The organism is Proteus sp. G2626, assembly GCF_009915985.1.
GTDB classification, from domain to species: Bacteria; Pseudomonadota; Gammaproteobacteria; order Enterobacterales; family Enterobacteriaceae; genus Proteus; species Proteus vulgaris.
In genome coordinates this window covers 23,184-39,017 of the sequence record NZ_JAABNH010000013.1, presented here as the reverse complement: position 1 = coordinate 39,017, position 15,834 = coordinate 23,184, and the positions used below count along the sequence as shown (strand labels likewise).

17 protein-coding genes are annotated in these 15,834 nt (G+C 31.7%); 8 read left to right on the top strand and 9 right to left on the bottom strand.

Translation table 11 applies throughout. From position 1 onward, the window contains the following. Positions 1-6: 6 nt before the first annotated feature. Together GWJ05_RS06870 and GWJ05_RS06865 are read left to right on the top strand one after the other, a co-directional pair. Entirely contained in the window at positions 7-759 is a 753-nt protein-coding gene (locus GWJ05_RS06870) for a hypothetical protein (protein WP_231135620.1), read from the top strand. A 505-nt stretch (positions 760-1,264) separates the two neighbouring features. Then, the gene (locus GWJ05_RS06865; RefSeq protein ID WP_087803221.1) at positions 1,265-2,815 is read left to right on the top strand and encodes a methyl-accepting chemotaxis protein; all 1,551 of its coding nucleotides are present in this window, start codon (positions 1,265-1,267) and stop codon (positions 2,813-2,815) included. Between the two features lie 393 nt (positions 2,816-3,208). Here GWJ05_RS06865 and GWJ05_RS06860 read toward each other — a convergent pair whose 3' ends face one another. The 3 genes from GWJ05_RS06860 to GWJ05_RS06850 form a co-directional block, all read right to left on the bottom strand. Then, a complete protein-coding gene (locus GWJ05_RS06860) occupies positions 3,209-3,412 on the bottom strand; it encodes a hypothetical protein (protein ID WP_036934894.1) in 204 nt (67 codons plus the stop codon). A 292-nt stretch (positions 3,413-3,704) separates the two neighbouring features. Next, on the bottom strand, positions 3,705-3,914 hold the full coding sequence (locus GWJ05_RS06855) for a sigma-S stabilization anti-adapter protein IraP (RefSeq protein ID WP_036934892.1): 210 nt from the start codon (positions 3,912-3,914) through the stop codon (positions 3,705-3,707). Positions 3,915-4,404: 490 nt separating this feature from the next. Next, positions 4,405-4,953 (bottom strand): NADPH-dependent FMN reductase, encoded by a 549-nt coding sequence (locus GWJ05_RS06850; protein WP_036934891.1) that lies wholly within the window; start codon positions 4,951-4,953, stop codon positions 4,405-4,407. 436 nt (positions 4,954-5,389) lie between these two features. Between GWJ05_RS06850 and GWJ05_RS06845 the strand changes: the two genes are divergently transcribed. Next, positions 5,390-5,887 (top strand): hypothetical protein, encoded by a 498-nt coding sequence (locus tag GWJ05_RS06845; protein ID WP_224215367.1) that lies wholly within the window; start codon positions 5,390-5,392, stop codon positions 5,885-5,887. Between the two features lie 5 nt (positions 5,888-5,892). Further along, positions 5,893-8,709 carry a sugar transporter gene (locus tag GWJ05_RS06840; protein ID WP_123822343.1) on the top strand — a complete coding sequence of 939 codons (2,817 nt, stop codon included), beginning with the start codon at positions 5,893-5,895 and terminating at the stop codon, positions 8,707-8,709. Positions 8,710-8,769: 60 nt separating this feature from the next. On the opposite strand, the gene GWJ05_RS06835 is transcribed toward GWJ05_RS06840, so the two are convergent. Then, on the bottom strand, positions 8,770-9,645 hold the full coding sequence (locus GWJ05_RS06835) for a T3SS regulon anti-activator ExsD domain-containing protein (RefSeq protein WP_226905381.1): 876 nt from the start codon (positions 9,643-9,645) through the stop codon (positions 8,770-8,772). A gap of 84 nt (positions 9,646-9,729) precedes the next feature. Continuing rightward, entirely contained in the window at positions 9,730-10,566 is an 837-nt protein-coding gene (locus GWJ05_RS06830) for a helix-turn-helix transcriptional regulator (protein ID WP_161681240.1), read from the bottom strand. 1,174 nt (positions 10,567-11,740) lie between these two features. On the opposite strand from GWJ05_RS06830, the gene GWJ05_RS06825 reads away from it, so the two are divergent. Both GWJ05_RS06825 and GWJ05_RS06820 read left to right on the top strand, forming a co-directional pair. Further along, positions 11,741-12,256 (top strand): bactofilin family protein, encoded by a 516-nt coding sequence (locus GWJ05_RS06825; RefSeq protein ID WP_224215365.1) that lies wholly within the window; start codon positions 11,741-11,743, stop codon positions 12,254-12,256. An 82-nt stretch (positions 12,257-12,338) separates the two neighbouring features. Next, positions 12,339-12,884, top strand: a complete 546-nt coding sequence (locus GWJ05_RS06820; RefSeq protein ID WP_036934881.1) for a GNAT family N-acetyltransferase — start codon at positions 12,339-12,341, stop codon at positions 12,882-12,884. On the opposite strand, the gene GWJ05_RS06815 is transcribed toward GWJ05_RS06820, so the two are convergent. After that, on the bottom strand, positions 12,874-13,224 hold the full coding sequence (locus tag GWJ05_RS06815; RefSeq protein WP_036934879.1) for a nitrous oxide-stimulated promoter family protein: 351 nt from the start codon (positions 13,222-13,224) through the stop codon (positions 12,874-12,876). The genes GWJ05_RS06820 and GWJ05_RS06815 overlap by 11 nt on opposite strands. Before the next feature lie 179 nt (positions 13,225-13,403). Here GWJ05_RS06815 and GWJ05_RS06810 point away from each other — a divergent pair, with 179 nt between their 5' ends. After that, complete coding sequence (locus GWJ05_RS06810) at positions 13,404-13,649, top strand: DinI-like family protein (protein ID WP_036934877.1); 246 nt, start codon at positions 13,404-13,406, stop codon at positions 13,647-13,649. Positions 13,650-13,781: 132 nt separating this feature from the next. Here GWJ05_RS06810 and GWJ05_RS06805 read toward each other — a convergent pair whose 3' ends face one another. After that, entirely contained in the window at positions 13,782-14,021 is a 240-nt protein-coding gene (locus GWJ05_RS06805) for a YecH family metal-binding protein (protein ID WP_023581559.1), read from the bottom strand. Between the two features lie 111 nt (positions 14,022-14,132). After that, on the bottom strand, positions 14,133-14,348 hold the full coding sequence (locus GWJ05_RS06800) for a DUF465 domain-containing protein (protein WP_006533649.1): 216 nt from the start codon (positions 14,346-14,348) through the stop codon (positions 14,133-14,135). A 265-nt stretch (positions 14,349-14,613) separates the two neighbouring features. Between GWJ05_RS06800 and eco the strand changes: the two genes are divergently transcribed. Continuing rightward, positions 14,614-15,093, top strand: a complete 480-nt coding sequence (gene eco / locus GWJ05_RS06795) for a serine protease inhibitor ecotin (RefSeq protein ID WP_036934875.1) — start codon at positions 14,614-14,616, stop codon at positions 15,091-15,093. A 78-nt stretch (positions 15,094-15,171) separates the two neighbouring features. Here eco and GWJ05_RS06790 read toward each other — a convergent pair whose 3' ends face one another. Then, entirely contained in the window at positions 15,172-15,609 is a 438-nt protein-coding gene (locus tag GWJ05_RS06790; protein ID WP_036934874.1) for a universal stress protein, read from the bottom strand. Positions 15,610-15,834: the final 225 nt, after the last annotated feature.

Genomic DNA, 15,834 nt, shown 5'->3' with positions numbered 1-15,834 from the left:
AGTGACTTGTTAGCATTTATTTATGAACATAAACTTGAAAATTTAAAAGTATGTTATGCTACAGGTATTATAAAAATGAAAAATGTATTGATTCCAATTGTTTGTATTTTCTCTTTATCTGGATGTGCTGTCACTGAATATAATTACACACCAGATCCACATAAAATCAATGAACCAAAAGTAGGGAGTATTAATCGCGTTATAATAGGGCAAGCTTTAGTAAAAGAAGGTGATATTAGTGAGTTAGATGGCATTAAAGTATTAAATCCAGTACAAATAGATCTAGCTTATAAAATTATTCCTGGTGTATTTAAAAAAGTGGGCTCAAGCGATAAAGGTGATTTTTATATGCCAACGCAAACCATAGATTCTGGAACTATTACTGTTGAAGTCTTAGGCCAACCATGGAGCTCAATTTTATTAAAGAAAGGAGGTAAACCGAATGAAATTTGTATCGTTACGGATGTAAATGTCGTTGTTTGTCGTGATGATGCTCAAATTGAACATTTAAAATTAAATAATTCGGAGGGTAATTCTTTTGAGCAGGCGCTCATTTTTAATGCAATAAATGATAAAGTTGTTGATGTGAGTTATCGAAAAATAGGCTCGAATATAGAGGAACAAGGATTCGGAAATAATATCCAATATAACCTAAAAGAAAGCAATATCATTTCTTATAAAAACGTTAAATTAAAAGTGATAGATAGTACTGATAATTCATTGACCTATGAAGTTATTAGCAATTTTTCTGATAATTAATAAAGTTCTATCGAAAAATATTTTTTGTTTCTATGGTAGCGTTAAGCTTAATGCGTAAAAGGTTTAGCGCTTTTAATCTGAATGCAAAGAATATTAGAAACTCGCTAATCAGTTTGATTTCCTACCTTTAGCCATTTTTGAATAAAAGTAAACGCTCTAAAAAGAGAGTACTTCTTTCTTTGAAGTAAACATCTATTGAGATAACTATAATTTTATTATTTCCTCAAGTTACATTTTTATTCCTCAAGTGCTTCTTATTTGTTTTTTGCGTTACAAAAATTGTAATCTATTGATTTTTAGTATTTTTCTTATTTTTATACTAAATTATAAAAAATGATAGATAAGTAACATTTTTGCTTCTCTTAACTAACTCTTTTTATGTATAGAAAATAAAGAATCAATTTATAAAAAAAATTAGTAAAAAATTAAAATAAATTGAAAAACTGTCGATAAGAGTACATTACGCCCTACTGGGATTACTTTATCTTGTTAGTTGAGAAATTCGATGCAGAAACTTCGTAACATTACTATTCGTTTGATGATGGTAGTAATACTGGGTACTTTATGTATGTTATTTGGTAGCGTGAGCCTTTATAGCGCATGGTCATTATCACAAATTTCTAAAGGTAATCAGGCTGATAATCAAATAATAAAACAGATGGCGGCACTCAGTCAGGGAAATGACCAATATTTTCGTTTTACTTCACGGCTTAATCGTATAGTGGAACAAAAAGCAGAAGGTAAAGACGTTGATTTTACACAAGCTCAAATTGCAATGGAAAATATGGAAAAGCAGATTGAATATATGAAATCGGTTTCTCCAGGACCAATGAATGCTGAAGTCTCTCAAGAATTAATGACAATTTGGCTAGCCCTTTTTGAGCAAGGAGTGAAGCCACAGATGGAGTTAGCTCTCAATGGTACTATAGAGCAATATGAGCATCATGCTAGAAATGTCACACCTGTTTTAAGCCGTGAATTTGGTAACGTTACTGAGAAATTTAATCAAGTTGCTAATATAAAAATTGATAGAACGATAGAAGAAGTTGATGAACTTATTGACATCACGCAGGTTGTTATCATTATCAGTGCCATTGTAGGTGGTATTATTCTTATTCTTACTGACCGTTACTTAGTGTCTATGCTACAAAAACCATTAGAAAATATTCGCCGACATTTTGTAAGAATGGCAGAGGGTGATCTTAGCCAACCATTAGAACCTTTTGGTAATAATTGTGCTGGACGATTAATACCGTTATTGAATAGTATGCAAAATAGTTTACATGAGGCAGTAAGTATTATTCGACAAGGCAGTGACAGTATTTATCGAGGTGCATCTGAAATTGCAAAAGGGAATAATGATTTGGCTTCTCGTACAGAAGAGCAAGCGACGGCACTAGAGCAAACAGCGACAAGTATGGAGGAAATAACAGCTGCTGTTAACCAAAATATGGAACATGCTTACCAAGCAAGAGCGTTAGCAGAAGTTGCATCAGTCACGGTTGAAAAAGGTAATGTGATAGCTGAATCTGTTGTCACGACGATGGATGAGATCACTGATAGCTCAAGTAAAATTGCTGATATTATTAATGTTATTAATAATATTGCATTCCAAACCAATATCCTTGCACTAAATGCATCAGTAGAAGCTGCCAGAGCAGGCACTCATGGGCGAGGTTTCATGGTAGTGGCAAATGAAGTGCGCAATTTAGCAGGAGACAGTGCAAAAGCAGCCAAAGAGATTGAAGGACTTATTGCTAATTCAACGACGCGAGTGAAAAAAGGCGCTAGTTTAGTGAATGATATGGAAAAAACAATGGAAGATATTCTCACTGGAGTTAAACAGGTTACTTCGATTATGAAAGAAATCACTATTGCCTCTGAAGGACAAAGTAAAGGCATTAGTCAAGTGAGTATCGCTATTACTCAAATGGACAGTGTAACACAACAAAATGCTTCTTTAGTTGAGCAAGTTTCAGCAGCGGCTATTTCACTGGAAAGACAAACAGAAGAGTTACAGTTGTCTGTACAAAAATTTAATCTTATTCATCATTGATATTGATATAGAAAAAGCCATAAAATATGTGTCTAAGGTGGTAAGTTCTTACTCGTTAGGCGCATAGAAGACATAATGAATACATATTATATGCTAGATTTATTTAACATTGATATAAAATTTAGTTAGTCACTGATTAAGTACTAAAAGGGTAATAATTTTTACACTAGCAAAAAGTAAACTTTTATTATCTAAATGAGATTATTTATAAATAATCTATTTGTTTTTTATGGATTGGAAAATTATCTCTTTTTTAAATTTTTTGATAAAAAATCAATCAATCATTGATTATGCTTTTCTTTTGTATAATTTTAATTTTCTAAAGGCGCTAATATAAATGATCTTAAAATAAACGATAATAAAGAGATATATATATGATATAGCGCCAAATTTTTAGAGCATTTTTTTTATATATTGTTCTGTTTTAGTTATAACATCTTTGTATTGAGGATGATTGGTATATGCATTGTTGACGGTTTCGCTTATATCTTGAATTGCGACTTCTTTTTGTTTATCTGTTAAAGTTAATAATAACGCTTTTAAAACTACTTTTAATGCTGCAATTTCATACTCTATATTGACAACTTTTTTTTCCATAAGATCCTCAGAAACGATGTTATATTATTGTGTGGCTGATTATTTTTATATTAATTAATTATTTAGGTAAAACCAAGAAGAAATTAAATCAATAAAAAAGCAAAAAATTTATGGTATCTTGTATTAAAAAAGTAAAAGTGAGGATATTTGAGCTAGGGAATAATGACTTAATGAATTTAGCTTAAGGTTGAATTAATAGAGTGGAACGAAAGTATATCCTATAGGAATAAGTAGGATGCAATATGCACCCTATAATATTTTTGTCGATCAGCAAATTTAATAACACACTTTACTAAGCTTGAGTCAGTTTTTTTACATATTGCTCTGTCAAGTTTATAACTTCATTAAGTTGAGGGTATCGGTTTGATGTATCTTCAATTACTATAGATATATTCCCCAGCATATCTCTTCGTTGTCTATCATTTAGCGAGGAAAGTAAAGATTTGATAACAATTTTTAGAGCCGCAATTTCACACTCAATTTCTTTTAAATTTTTATCCATGATTTACCTGCCAGTATTTAATGGGTGAATAATATAGGTAATTTTTTTGTCTATCACAATTATAGAAGTATATTATTTAGATATATATCGCACATTCTGCTCAATATTCTAATTTAATATCAATTGTTAAAAATAATTATTGAATTCTAAATTTTATCTCTAAATATAGATGGAGGTTTATTGATGATTTCAGGTTTTAGAGATACTGAGCGACACCATGCATTTTGATCTTGTATCCGTTTTATTTAATTATTGCTTATATAATAAATATTTTTCTTATAATAATAAGAGATGTCTTTTAATGACAATCGAATTTAGTCTGATTATTATTTAAATGAGACGATGATACTTTTATGTATTAGTTACCAAATATTAAGCTTTTTTATCCACTACTAATATTTTCATTAGAAGAAAATAATACATTTTATTTTTAAGAGTGAAAAATAAAAAGAGCTATGTATAAAAAACAAAGCTCTTTTTAGTGTGTTGATTATTGGTTATTTTGCTTTACAAAAGCAACATAAGCATCAACCCAACTTTGCATAAAGTGTGCTGTTTTTTCTGCAAAATGTTCATTCTCAACCATTCCGTCATACCATTTTAGATAGCATTCAGGTTGGTTTAAGGTTGGCATATTCAGGAATGCTAATGAGTTACGCAGATGTTGTTGTGCTATTGCTGTACTAATATTACCGATTGAAACCCCAATAATACCAGCAGGAATTTTGTTCCAAGCATTTGTCCCATATGGACGAGAAGCTTGGTCTAGTGCGTTTTTAAGTACACCTGGAATGGAGCGATTATATTCAGGTGTGACAAAAATAATGCCTTGACATTCGCTTATGTGTTGTTTGAATTTGATAACGGCAGAAGGAGTATGATTGTCATCATCTTGGTTATAGAGAGGAAGATTGCTGATATCGATAAATTGATGAGCAAACTCTTTAGGAAATAACTTAGTTAATGCATTTGCTGTTTGTTTGTTATACGAATCTTTTCTTAAACTTCCGACAACGATACCGATTTTAAAATGATTCATCTTAGTTCTCCTATTTGGAAGGATAGAATAAATATCAGTGACAATATCTGATATTCATTTCTTGATTTTATCTTAGTCTTAAAAAACAACAACAAAATATAAGTCCACTTCTCACACGTAATTAGCGTAAATAAATGATAAAATTAGTATTATTATTTTTATTATTATCTGGTATTATTTTACTGAAATAAAAAGTAATCAATTTACATGACAGCATTTTACTGAATAAATCCGATATTCAAAAAATGACATCTTTAGTGTGATGCAGGTAGTGTTTTAATAAAAATAAATGAAATGATAAGCACACTCATTACAACCTCGAGTGTTAGCCTATTTATTTAGTATGCGGTAGGTAATAGAAAATTATAATAAAATGGCTTAAAATGCGACAATTCATATGCTCTTATTTAAGCCTGATCGGAATTAAGGAAAAATGATGTCCTTATTACAAAATAAAAAGAATGTCCTTGCTGTATTTATAACAACCAGCATTCTCGCTTTGTCTGGGTGTGTTTGGTCTGATCAAACACGTCCAGTTGAGACACCTACACCGGTGCCAACACAAGCGATTCAGCCTGTTGCCACAACGCAGTCAGTAGCAACGGCACAGCCACTTACCATGACACCAACAGCAGAATCTGTTGATAGTGGTGTAGAGGCTCGAAAATTAGGGTTAGCACCACAAAGCGCTTGTATAAAACAACTTGATTCTCTAAAAACCTTTTCTCCATCTGACTATCAATCCATGATGAGTTCATTTAAAGAAATTAGTGAAATTAATGCGATGTACCGCAGTGTTCAAGGTACCGCAAGTAAAGATAGTTTAGATTTGCTAAAAATGAGTATTGAATCAAAAACAGAAGTTTTGTGTGCAAAAGTTCGCTATCTGTCGATTATGTCAGTTAATTCGACATTGAAAAAATTAGGTGAATAATTACTATGAAATTAAAGCAGAGTGTTTGTCTCGCTTTTATGTTGTTTCCAACACTGTCGTTTGCCAATAATGAGTTTAATTCTGTTATTGAGGATTTTGACCGTTATTTTGAAACGCAGGAGCCAATAAAAATTGAGCCTAAAACATCTGCTACAATTTCATTGTCAACAAGAACCGGTCAGGCTAATCGTGGGGGAAGCCGTACAACAACGGTGACCCAACAAACTAAGCCAGAGCAACGAGTTAAACCTTCTACACCAGCAAAAACAGATAATCAGGCCGTCGAGTTTGTGGAGACGCCTGATATCACGCGAGTGGAAAGTTGCCCTGTATTACCTGAGAATGATTCTAAATTTAAGAGTGATTATACTCGTTATTTAACACCACTACTTTCATTTGTTCCAATTAAACCTCAATTTACACCTGAGGATCTTAATCGATATCAGTATAGAAATAATGCTACGGTTTATAACCCATTAGTACTTTATTCAAAAGAAAATTATTCAAAATCGCAAAAAAATGAAAATTTCTTATTAGATATTATTCCTGGCACATTTTATTCTGTGACCGCAATTCCTTTTCATTTTGCCTATCAATTTAATCGTTCTGTGCTTGATCATCAGCAACCTCTTTTTGATAAAACGCTGTTGAATCGTTTAACCGATACAAGAAATAAATATCAAGCGCTGTATCAGAAATATACTGAGCAAACAGTGGCGTTAAAGGAACATTTAGAAAAACTTCAAAATGCGAATAACCAAATTAAACAATTGGAACTGTCGCTGGCGGAAACAGAAGAAAAATTAGCGACGGCAAATAACTTACTCAATGATGATACATTGGAACAAGCTGTTGCTAAATTACAAAAAGATCTGGGAACAACAAAAGAAGAACGTGATTTATTAATTCAGCAATTGGCTGATAAAGAAAATATATTAAGCGCGACAACAGAAAAAAATAAAGAACTAGTAAAACAGCTACAAGATTTTGAAAAACAATCAGGAATACTTAAAAGTTTAGAGGCTAAGTTTATCCAACTTGAGCAAGAAAAAGAGCAATTACAAACCCAGTACTTGCAGGCTCAAGCACGACTAAAAGATGATAGCGCTAAAAAAGAACTTGATAAGTTACAAAACTCACTTGAGAGTACGGAAGCTGAGCAAGAAAAGTTACTGAATCAATTAAATGAAAAACAAACATTACTGACTAAAATTGAGCAAGAAAAAGAAAATATTCAGGTTCAATATGCTCAAGCTCAACAACTACTCAAGGGAACTCATGAACAAAAAGAACAAGAGTTAGCTAAGTTAGAAGCCGTAAAAAATAAAGAAATAGCAACATTGGAAAAATCGCTATCAACATTGACGAATGAACAAACTCATTTGGTGAAGCAATTGGCTGATACACAGAGCCAATTAGCAACAATGAAAGAAGAAAAAGAAGGCATTCAAACTCAGCTTGTACAGGCACAACTATTATTAAAAGATAACACCGCGAAGAACGAGATAGAAAAGCTAAAAAGTGCATTGTTGAAGATGACATCAGAACGTGAAGAGTTATCTAAATCGCTTGCATTAAAAATCACAGAAGCTGAAAAGCTACAAGAAGCTAATGATAAGTTTGTTGATAGCCAGCGACAAGAGATAGCACAACTAAAAACACAAATTGAAAAAAGCAACCAGGAACAAATTCAGCTTAATAAATCACTTTTAGCTGTTCAGCAGCAAAAAGAGCAAGCAGATGAAAAACTCAAAGTGGTACCAGAACTAAAACTACAGTTAGATAATAAAATAACGGAGTTGAGTGATCTGAAAAAAAGTTTATCTGCGGGTGAAAAAGCGGTTGATAATTTAATTACAGATAAAAATAATGTAATTGCTAAGTTAGAAAAAGCTCAAAATGAGCTATCAGCTAAATATCAAGCATTAGATATCCAATTTAAAGAGAGTAATATCGCGTTAGCGCAATTAACTACAAGTAAAACAGAAAGTGAGAAAACACGATCATTACTAGAAAAACAGCTTACTGAAAAACAGAATACTACGGATAAATTAAATGCTCAATTAGCTGAAGCGAAAGCTCAATTAGAAAAACAAAATACAGAAAGTGCACAACAAATTAGTGCATTAAAGCAACAGCAGACAGAATCTATTGCACAAGCTAAACAGCAAGAAAGTACATTATCTGATGTTCAAAAAGCACTAGATGAAATGACCAAACAACTTGAAGCTCAACGAGAGTTGACTAAAACCTTAGAAGATAAAGGGTCTCAGTTAAATGAGCAAGTTAAAGAAAAAGAAGCTGAATTAGTAAAGGCAAATACTGAAAAAACCAATGTGTTAAAAGAAAATAAAACACTGAAAGAACAAATTGAAAAAATGGCAAGTGAAGGGCAAATGATCGCAGGGCAACTCGCTTATGCTTATTCAATCATTGGTAAAGATAATGCCCAACGGAATAAATCTATTTTATCTGAAATTCAAAAACAAAATTACATACAGTATGATGATGATACCTATTTTAAAATCTTAAAACAGGGTAAGCCTGTCGCTTCAATTACAGGTAAAACGGTTGTTTTTACTATGCATGAAGAGCTGACAGATGGCACTGTGACACTCAATTATGATAAGTCTAAGCCACTTATTCTACCTTATCGTCAACTCCCCTTACCATTGAACACCTTTATTGCTAAAGCTGGCATCAATGGTAAAGCTAAAATTTATATAAAACCTGGTGGTGGTTATGGGAAAAATGGTGTTCCGGGACAAGTACCGCCAGAATCCATGTCTATCGTAACCATTGAGATCTTAGATATTAAATAAAGTGATTAAAAGTTAACATCAGCTCTTCTCTTTTTATTGAGAGAAGAGCTGATACTTTACTTATTGCCATAAAAAATTATCGTTCTTTAAACAAAGTTCTCTTTCTAACAGCCAATCTTTTAAAATTTGACAATTTTCCGGATGTTCGGGAATACTATTTAAGATATCCCATAACGGTTTTATTAATTCAGAAGATGGCGTTACATTTTTGATGTAATTTAAAGTATTATTAATTTCAACATTAAAGATAGGTTCATTATTCCAATGATTAATGAGCAACTGAATATCTTTTTGCAATAAGTCATTAATAACAATTAATCTGACTTTATCAGCATCAAGTTTAATATTAATATCATCTAAAGATAAAAAAGAATCACTTTTATTTGATAGTTGTTTTTCTTCAAATGATTTAATGTTTTCACACTGTTTAATTTGAAGTTCAAGTTCTCTTTTGGTGTTATAAAGTATAAAAAGCTGAGGGGTAATATGTTGAACCCACCAAATAAAAAGAGGCTTTATTACGGCTTGAATTAAACGCATATGTTCATTGATATTGACGGTAGCCTTTAATGATTTATCCCAATCTGTTGGCGTTATCGTAGAAGGTGATTTCTCTGCATGAAAAGAACGTGCAAAACTGATAATGTCACGTATTTCTTCTTTAGATATGGCCACGAAACAGTATTTCTTTCGTAAAAACCAAGTGGACTGTAATAAACTGTCTAAGCTTTCACGGCATAAAATACGAGATAATATCTTTATTTGTTGTTCGTTAATATCATATGCGGTAACGATTTTCCCATTAGAATGTAAAGAAAACTGTAGGCTAAACAATCTATCTACAGTTTTCTTATCGTTGGTTACCATTATTTTTTTTAGCAATGCTAAATAGTTATAATAATGGGGTTGGATACTATATGTATTTTCTTTTATCACGATATACAACTCACTCATAAGAATAAATTTCAAGTATTCTAACTATGAATGACTTTTGGATATTATGATATTCGGTCGGTTTTTTTATAATTTTGATCTGAGATTTCTTGCTTTACTTGGCGTCATATTAAAACGACGGTGGTAACTTTGTGTAAAGTAAGATTGACTTGAAAAGCCAGATTCCATTGAAATATCAACAATACTCATTTCAGTTGTCAATAGCAGTTGGTGTGCATAAATAATTCGTCTTTCACAGATCCATGTTCTTGGTGAGGTGCCATAAACATGGCTAAAAAGCTCTTTAAAAGTTGTTAACCCCATCCCAAATTCACGAGCAAATTGCTTTAATTTCCAATTTTTTAAATGATTTTTTTCCATAAAAATCTTTAAGCGATCAACTTGGCGATGACTAAGTTGGCGCAATAATGCCATTAAATCTGAACCTTGTTCAGTTGAAAGCAATAAAATCAAAAGCTCTTCAATACGTAATTGTGTGAATGTTTCAGGACAAGACTGGAGAGTAAGATATTCAAAGCCATTACTACAAAATTGAATAAGAGGTGAGTTTTGAAATAGAATAAAAGCACTAGTAAATTCCTCATCTCTGTCTATTTGGCACAGGATATCATTGTACTTAGACATGAAGTTTCTTAAGAAATCATCAGAAAGTGGGATATAGATAATATCTGTAGGTTCTACACCTTGTGTTTTTATTGTATAGTTACCTTGTTGCAGAAAAAGAACTTGATCTTCAATAGCTGTCACTGTATCAGTGCAGTTTTGTAATATAAGTGTGTTTTTTCGAATAAGAAAGAGGGCTTTTTGTTCATTTTCTAATACTTGATATTGTGGATAAAGATAAGATTTTTTTTGAATAGCACAATCATATTGCTCGGTTTTGTTACATTGTATTGTATTCATTTTTCGCCCAAAATATATTATATAAGTATCACTGTATTTTTATAAAGATAAATATAAGAGTATTTATAAAAACACTTCTTTATTATTGAGTGCTATTAAAAATAAAAAAGAGACTATTTTCTTTAATTTGATGTGGTTTTTTTTTAGATATTAGACATTGCATTTTGTTTTTCTAATTTAAGATAAGTAATTTTGTTAATTTAATGGCATTTATTATGAATTGCAAAAAAAATTTAAATTAGATAAAAATTTTATTATAGACAATAAAAAAGAGTAAGTATATTTGTGTAATTAATAATTTACATTTTATCTTAATTTTATTAAAACTTATATATAACATATACTTAAACACATCTCCTTTCCTTTACAGTGTAAATCAGTAATAGATGTATTTAAGGTGAAAGAATGAATGTTATTTCTTTATTGTGATGTTTGTGATTTTTTAGTGTTATTTTTTATTAAACAATCAGAATGAAAGATAAATATAAAGAAGATTAAGTGAAGGATGAAAAATAATTTCACTAGTGATATTTGCTTATAAAAATCATTGTTAATAATATTGAAACAATGTTAAAATAACTAAATTAACATCTTGTAACAAAAAAACAACCTTGTGAGTTGTTGCTTCTACTTTTTGATTTTTATTGTAATAGAGATCTCTTATTTATCCATCAAAAATAAATTATTTTATGAATAGAAGGTCAATACTTTTAAGTAAAAATGTATGAAAACTGAAGACCTGTGAAAAATGTTAATTTCTAATAAAAACATCCATATAAATTAGATGTTTAAATTTTACAAATCATTGACATCAATCCTGAATTATAAAATGAATAATCTTATCATTTTATTTAATTAAATATTATTTCTCCTAAGGCGCAAATCAACAAACTAAAAGGTAATAATAGGCTTATTACTAGCATTATGCTTGTCATCCATTTATTAGAATGGTGAATGCATAAGTGTATTCATTGTCAGGGAGGTAAGAATATAGCTCATTATGGAGAATAAGCGAACACTGCGAAATATTATATTTAGCGGGATATGGATAATGTGGACTCTTGCATTAATAGCCTTTTGGCGCTCTAAGATGGCTGGCGAGTTTTTGATTATCCTTATCCTAATTTTTAGTATTATTATTTATTCTATGACGTTGAGGTTAAAGAAAGTTGCTATGTTTAGTCGTAAAACTGAAACACCAAAAACTGCAGAACCTGTTGCACCAGTAATAACAGAAGAGAAAAAACCGATGCCAGAGCAAAAGTTGTACACTATTATTGCGAAAGGAACGGTATTTCAAGGCGATATTAATGTTGAAGGTGACATCCAAATTTGGGGTAAAGTATCAGGAAATATTAATGTCAAAGATGGCGTTATCCGTGTTATGCATGCCGGGCAAGTAGAAGGTGAATTAACAGCGCCAGATATTATTATTGACGGTTTTGTAAAAGGCATTTGTGCAGCAAATAATCTAGATATATTAGAACACGGTGAGCTACGAGGTACTAGCCGTTGTGGAAGTATGTCTATTAAACGTGGCGGTATTTTCACTGGACAATCAGAGCAAGTTGAACATCAAGCTAAATCGGTGGCTCAACAACGCGTTGTTTCAATAAAAGAAAGCGCTAACACAAATAAAGATAAAGTAACTGCTCCAGTAGAAAATCTACAAAAAGAAAACAAAAAATAAAGTTATTATTTTTCTTTTTATTGTTCGTTTATTATTCTATTTTATCGTTATGGTTTTAGTTTTATATGAATAGAGAATAACGATGAATTTAGAGACTCCCAGACTACATCTAAGAGAATGGCGTGAAAGTGATAAAGCGCCATTTTTTTCTGAAATTAACTCTTCTCCTGAAGTAATGCGCTATTTCCCACGTATATTATCTCAATCAGAAAGTGATAATATGGTTGAGACTATCCGTGAAAAATTTATTCAGCAAAATGGTTGGGGAATGTGGGCTGTTGAATTAAAAGAGACACAAGAGTTTATTGGTTTTGTAGGACTAAATATTCCAATAGCATCTTTGCCTTTTAGCCCTTGTGTAGAAATAGGTTGGCGTCTTGCGAAAAAGTATTGGCGTAAGGGATATACCTATGAAGCTGCTTTAGCGGTATTTAAATTTGCGTTTGAGACGCTGAGATTAGAGGAGGTTGTTGCTTTTACCGCCGTTTTGAATCTCCCTTCTCAAGGAGTGATGCAAAAATTAGGTATGCATCAATCTGATAACTTCTTTCATCCTGAATTAGATCAAACCCACCCTTTAGCTGAACATGTTTTATATCGATTGAAAAAATCTGATTTCACTTTTTAGTTGAACGAATAGTGCGTTTTTTTTCAGGAAGTGGAGGCACAGGCTTTTTATCATCAATAAGATGACGTATTGCTAAAATTGGGTGATAAATTAACATCCTAGGGCCAGCCCAACGCATGATTTGTTTCATTGCTTCTCTTTTTATGGGTTGATAACAATGGATAGGGCACTGTTTACAGGCTGGTTTATCTTCACCATAACGACATTTATCTAATCGGTTATAGGCGTAATCGACTAATTTTTGATAGTAATCAGGAGTGGCCTCAGGGTGTGAATTGGCATAAAGAGAAACCATCTTTTGAATGGTTTTTTTCTCACGATATATTCTTTTACCTGACATATTCTTCTCTCTTAGCAATAAGTTGCATTTATTATACATCTTACCATTAAGCTGATAGAGACGCTAAAATATTATTTAATGCGTGATCATAAAAAATTTTGTCAAAAAGCCTTTTCTTTTTTCTTAGAATATAATACTGTATTTATATACAGTCTATTTGCCTTTAAATGGTGAAACCAATGCGTGTGGAAATTTTATTTAATAAACAATCTAAGATAACTGACTCATTATTTCCGCTCTTAGAACACGAACTGAGAAAAAAGATCATTCCAGAATATCCAGATATGCAGTTTCGTATTGCCTTTAGTAGCATGAACTCAATTCAAGTCACAGGCATAAAAGATGAAACTAAGCATGAACATATTATGGAACTTATTCAAAGTGTTTGGGAAGATGATGGTTGGTTGCAAACAGACGATGAATAAAGTGCAGCAAAAATTTAGTAAATAAAGTAATTACGATTGTCAGAATGAATTGGCTTTTTACTTGTTTATATAAAAAGCCAATGACATAGAAAAGGAAATCACTGGCAATCGGGTTTTAAAACTGTATATCTATCAATGATGACAAATCTTATTTTCACTCGTTGTAAATCCACCCTCTGCTGGAATAAATTTACCTTTCCTTTCTAAGAAATCAACTAATTCAGTCGCTGTCATATTTTCAGCTGAGCACGTATGAAAACGTGAGTCATTGCCGAATTGTTTATGGATAGCATCAATTAGCGATGTTTTAGTAAATGCAGTCTCTGAAGAAAGGATCATTTGTAAAACTTCATGACCATGTATTGATGACATATTGAGTACCCTAAAAAATAAAAGATACATTAATTATGCATCTTTATGAGAGGGTATCTTTGTTTTTAATCATAAAAAGCGATGACATTATATCATCGCTTAAAAAGAGCCTTATTTTTCACTTCGCTGAAGTATTTTTTGCATTTCATCTTTAAGGTGAAGCTTTTCTTTTTTTAGTTTGGCAACTTCGTCGTTATAGCCAGCTCCGTTTGGACCTTCTAGTTTAGCAATTTCTTGATCGAGTCGATGATGTTTATCGTAGAGAGCTTCAAAGCGGGGATCACTATTTCTTAATTGAGAAACAAGGGATTGTTGATCTGAGAACATATAACCTCCTATGAAAAGAAATTGGGTCTCTATTTCAGTATAATCATAGATTGGTTATCTGCATGGTAGAGCATCACAAATTTACATTTCATGAAAAAACGTGATTTTTCTTTTTAAAACATTCAGAATTATCCACTCATAGTATTATTTACTAAGATGTTAGCATTCAAACACTAAAAATATTAGTATTCGGATAACGAGTAATATAAAACATCTGAATAATTTTGTTAACGGCGAAGTGTTCGCTGTAAATATGGAGAGAGTGATGAACAAAGTAATATTATCTTTAGTAGCCGCAATGTCTTTATCTGCGTGTGCACAAGCTACCGACAGTTTAGATAAAGTTGCACCTTATCCTAAGGCTCAAGAAAATCAAGTTCGTCATGTTATCGAGTTAGAGAAAAAAGATAATGAAAGCAATTATCAAGTTGAGCTAATTGTTGGTAAAGAGCAAAAAGTAGATTGTAACCATCAGTGGTTTGGTGCTGAGCTTGATGAAAAGAATTTAGAAGGTTGGGGCTATAGTTATTATGTTGTGGGAGATTTAAATGGCCCAATGTCTACCATGATGGGATGTCCAGATAATACGAAAAAAGAGGCTTTTGTACAGGCTAATTTAGGTTCTGATGCCTTTATTCGTTATAACAGCAAATTACCTATAGTCGTTTATGCGCCGAAAGATGTTGATGTGAAATACCGTGTTTGGTCTGCTGCTGATACTATTCAAAATTCAGTTAAAAAATAACGGTCTGTATATTTAGGTCATTAAAAAGCCCTTTGTTGTTAAGACTAAGGGCTTTGTTGTTATTTAAGCTAATAAAGATTAACGGATAACTAAAACTGACATTTTTGCATGGCGCACAATAGATGACGCAGTTGAGCCCAATAAGTAAGAGGAAACATTAGGTCGATGCGAAGCAATAGCGATTAAATCAGCATCAATGTGACGGGCATATTCTAAAATTTCATCTTTTGCATTACCGACACCCACATTACATACAATTTGTTCATCTGGAATTTTTGCATCTTTAATCATTTCTTGTAGTGCTACAAAAGCAAGGCGAGTGCGTTCAGATGAATCTTTGAATTTTTCAGGAATAGCCGCAAACTCAATACCAAAGAAAAGTTCAGCGTTAGGGATAACGGTGAGGAAGTGGATCTCTGGTTTACCCACCTTTGCAATTTGTTCAATGTGAGCGATCAGTTCCTGAGAAAGTTCATCTTCTAAAATATCAATGGGAACTAGGATTTTCTTATACATTACAAACCTCACTTAGCGTTAGTTTAAAATATTTACTATTATCGCTTAATCGTAAAAAATAGCTGTGATCTGTGTTCTAAATAAGAGTGAGAATGATTATTTACTACTTTATATTCTTAATCATTAAAAAGTAAGAACAGGATGAAATAATATTAATAATATAATTAAAATAAGTTATACACTTTAACTCACTGACAGAAAAGAAATTAATAATACCGTATTAAA

Excerpts from the sequence above, each read along its gene's own strand:
- GWJ05_RS06865 (WP_087803221.1), top strand. The coding sequence starts at position 1,265 with ATGCAGAAACTTCGTAACATTACTATTCGTTTGATGATGGTAGTAATA.
- GWJ05_RS06860 (WP_036934894.1), bottom strand. The coding sequence starts at position 3,412 with ATGGAAAAAAAAGTTGTCAATATAGAGTATGAAATTGCAGCATTAAAA.
- GWJ05_RS06855 (WP_036934892.1), bottom strand. The coding sequence starts at position 3,914 with ATGGATAAAAATTTAAAAGAAATTGAGTGTGAAATTGCGGCTCTAAAA.
- GWJ05_RS06850 (WP_036934891.1), bottom strand. The coding sequence starts at position 4,953 with ATGAATCATTTTAAAATCGGTATCGTTGTCGGAAGTTTAAGAAAAGAT.
- GWJ05_RS06845 (WP_224215367.1), top strand. The coding sequence starts at position 5,390 with ATGTCCTTATTACAAAATAAAAAGAATGTCCTTGCTGTATTTATAACA.
- GWJ05_RS06840 (WP_123822343.1), top strand. The coding sequence starts at position 5,893 with ATGAAATTAAAGCAGAGTGTTTGTCTCGCTTTTATGTTGTTTCCAACA.
- GWJ05_RS06830 (WP_161681240.1), bottom strand. The coding sequence starts at position 10,566 with ATGAATACAATACAATGTAACAAAACCGAGCAATATGATTGTGCTATT.
- GWJ05_RS06825 (WP_224215365.1), top strand. The coding sequence starts at position 11,741 with ATGTTTAGTCGTAAAACTGAAACACCAAAAACTGCAGAACCTGTTGCA.
- GWJ05_RS06820 (WP_036934881.1), top strand. The coding sequence starts at position 12,339 with ATGAATTTAGAGACTCCCAGACTACATCTAAGAGAATGGCGTGAAAGT.
- GWJ05_RS06815 (WP_036934879.1), bottom strand. The coding sequence starts at position 13,224 with ATGTCAGGTAAAAGAATATATCGTGAGAAAAAAACCATTCAAAAGATG.
- GWJ05_RS06810 (WP_036934877.1), top strand. The coding sequence starts at position 13,404 with ATGCGTGTGGAAATTTTATTTAATAAACAATCTAAGATAACTGACTCA.
- GWJ05_RS06805 (WP_023581559.1), bottom strand. The coding sequence starts at position 14,021 with ATGTCATCAATACATGGTCATGAAGTTTTACAAATGATCCTTTCTTCA.
- GWJ05_RS06800 (WP_006533649.1), bottom strand. The coding sequence starts at position 14,348 with ATGTTCTCAGATCAACAATCCCTTGTTTCTCAATTAAGAAATAGTGAT.
- eco (WP_036934875.1), top strand. The coding sequence starts at position 14,614 with ATGAACAAAGTAATATTATCTTTAGTAGCCGCAATGTCTTTATCTGCG.
- GWJ05_RS06790 (WP_036934874.1), bottom strand. The coding sequence starts at position 15,609 with ATGTATAAGAAAATCCTAGTTCCCATTGATATTTTAGAAGATGAACTT.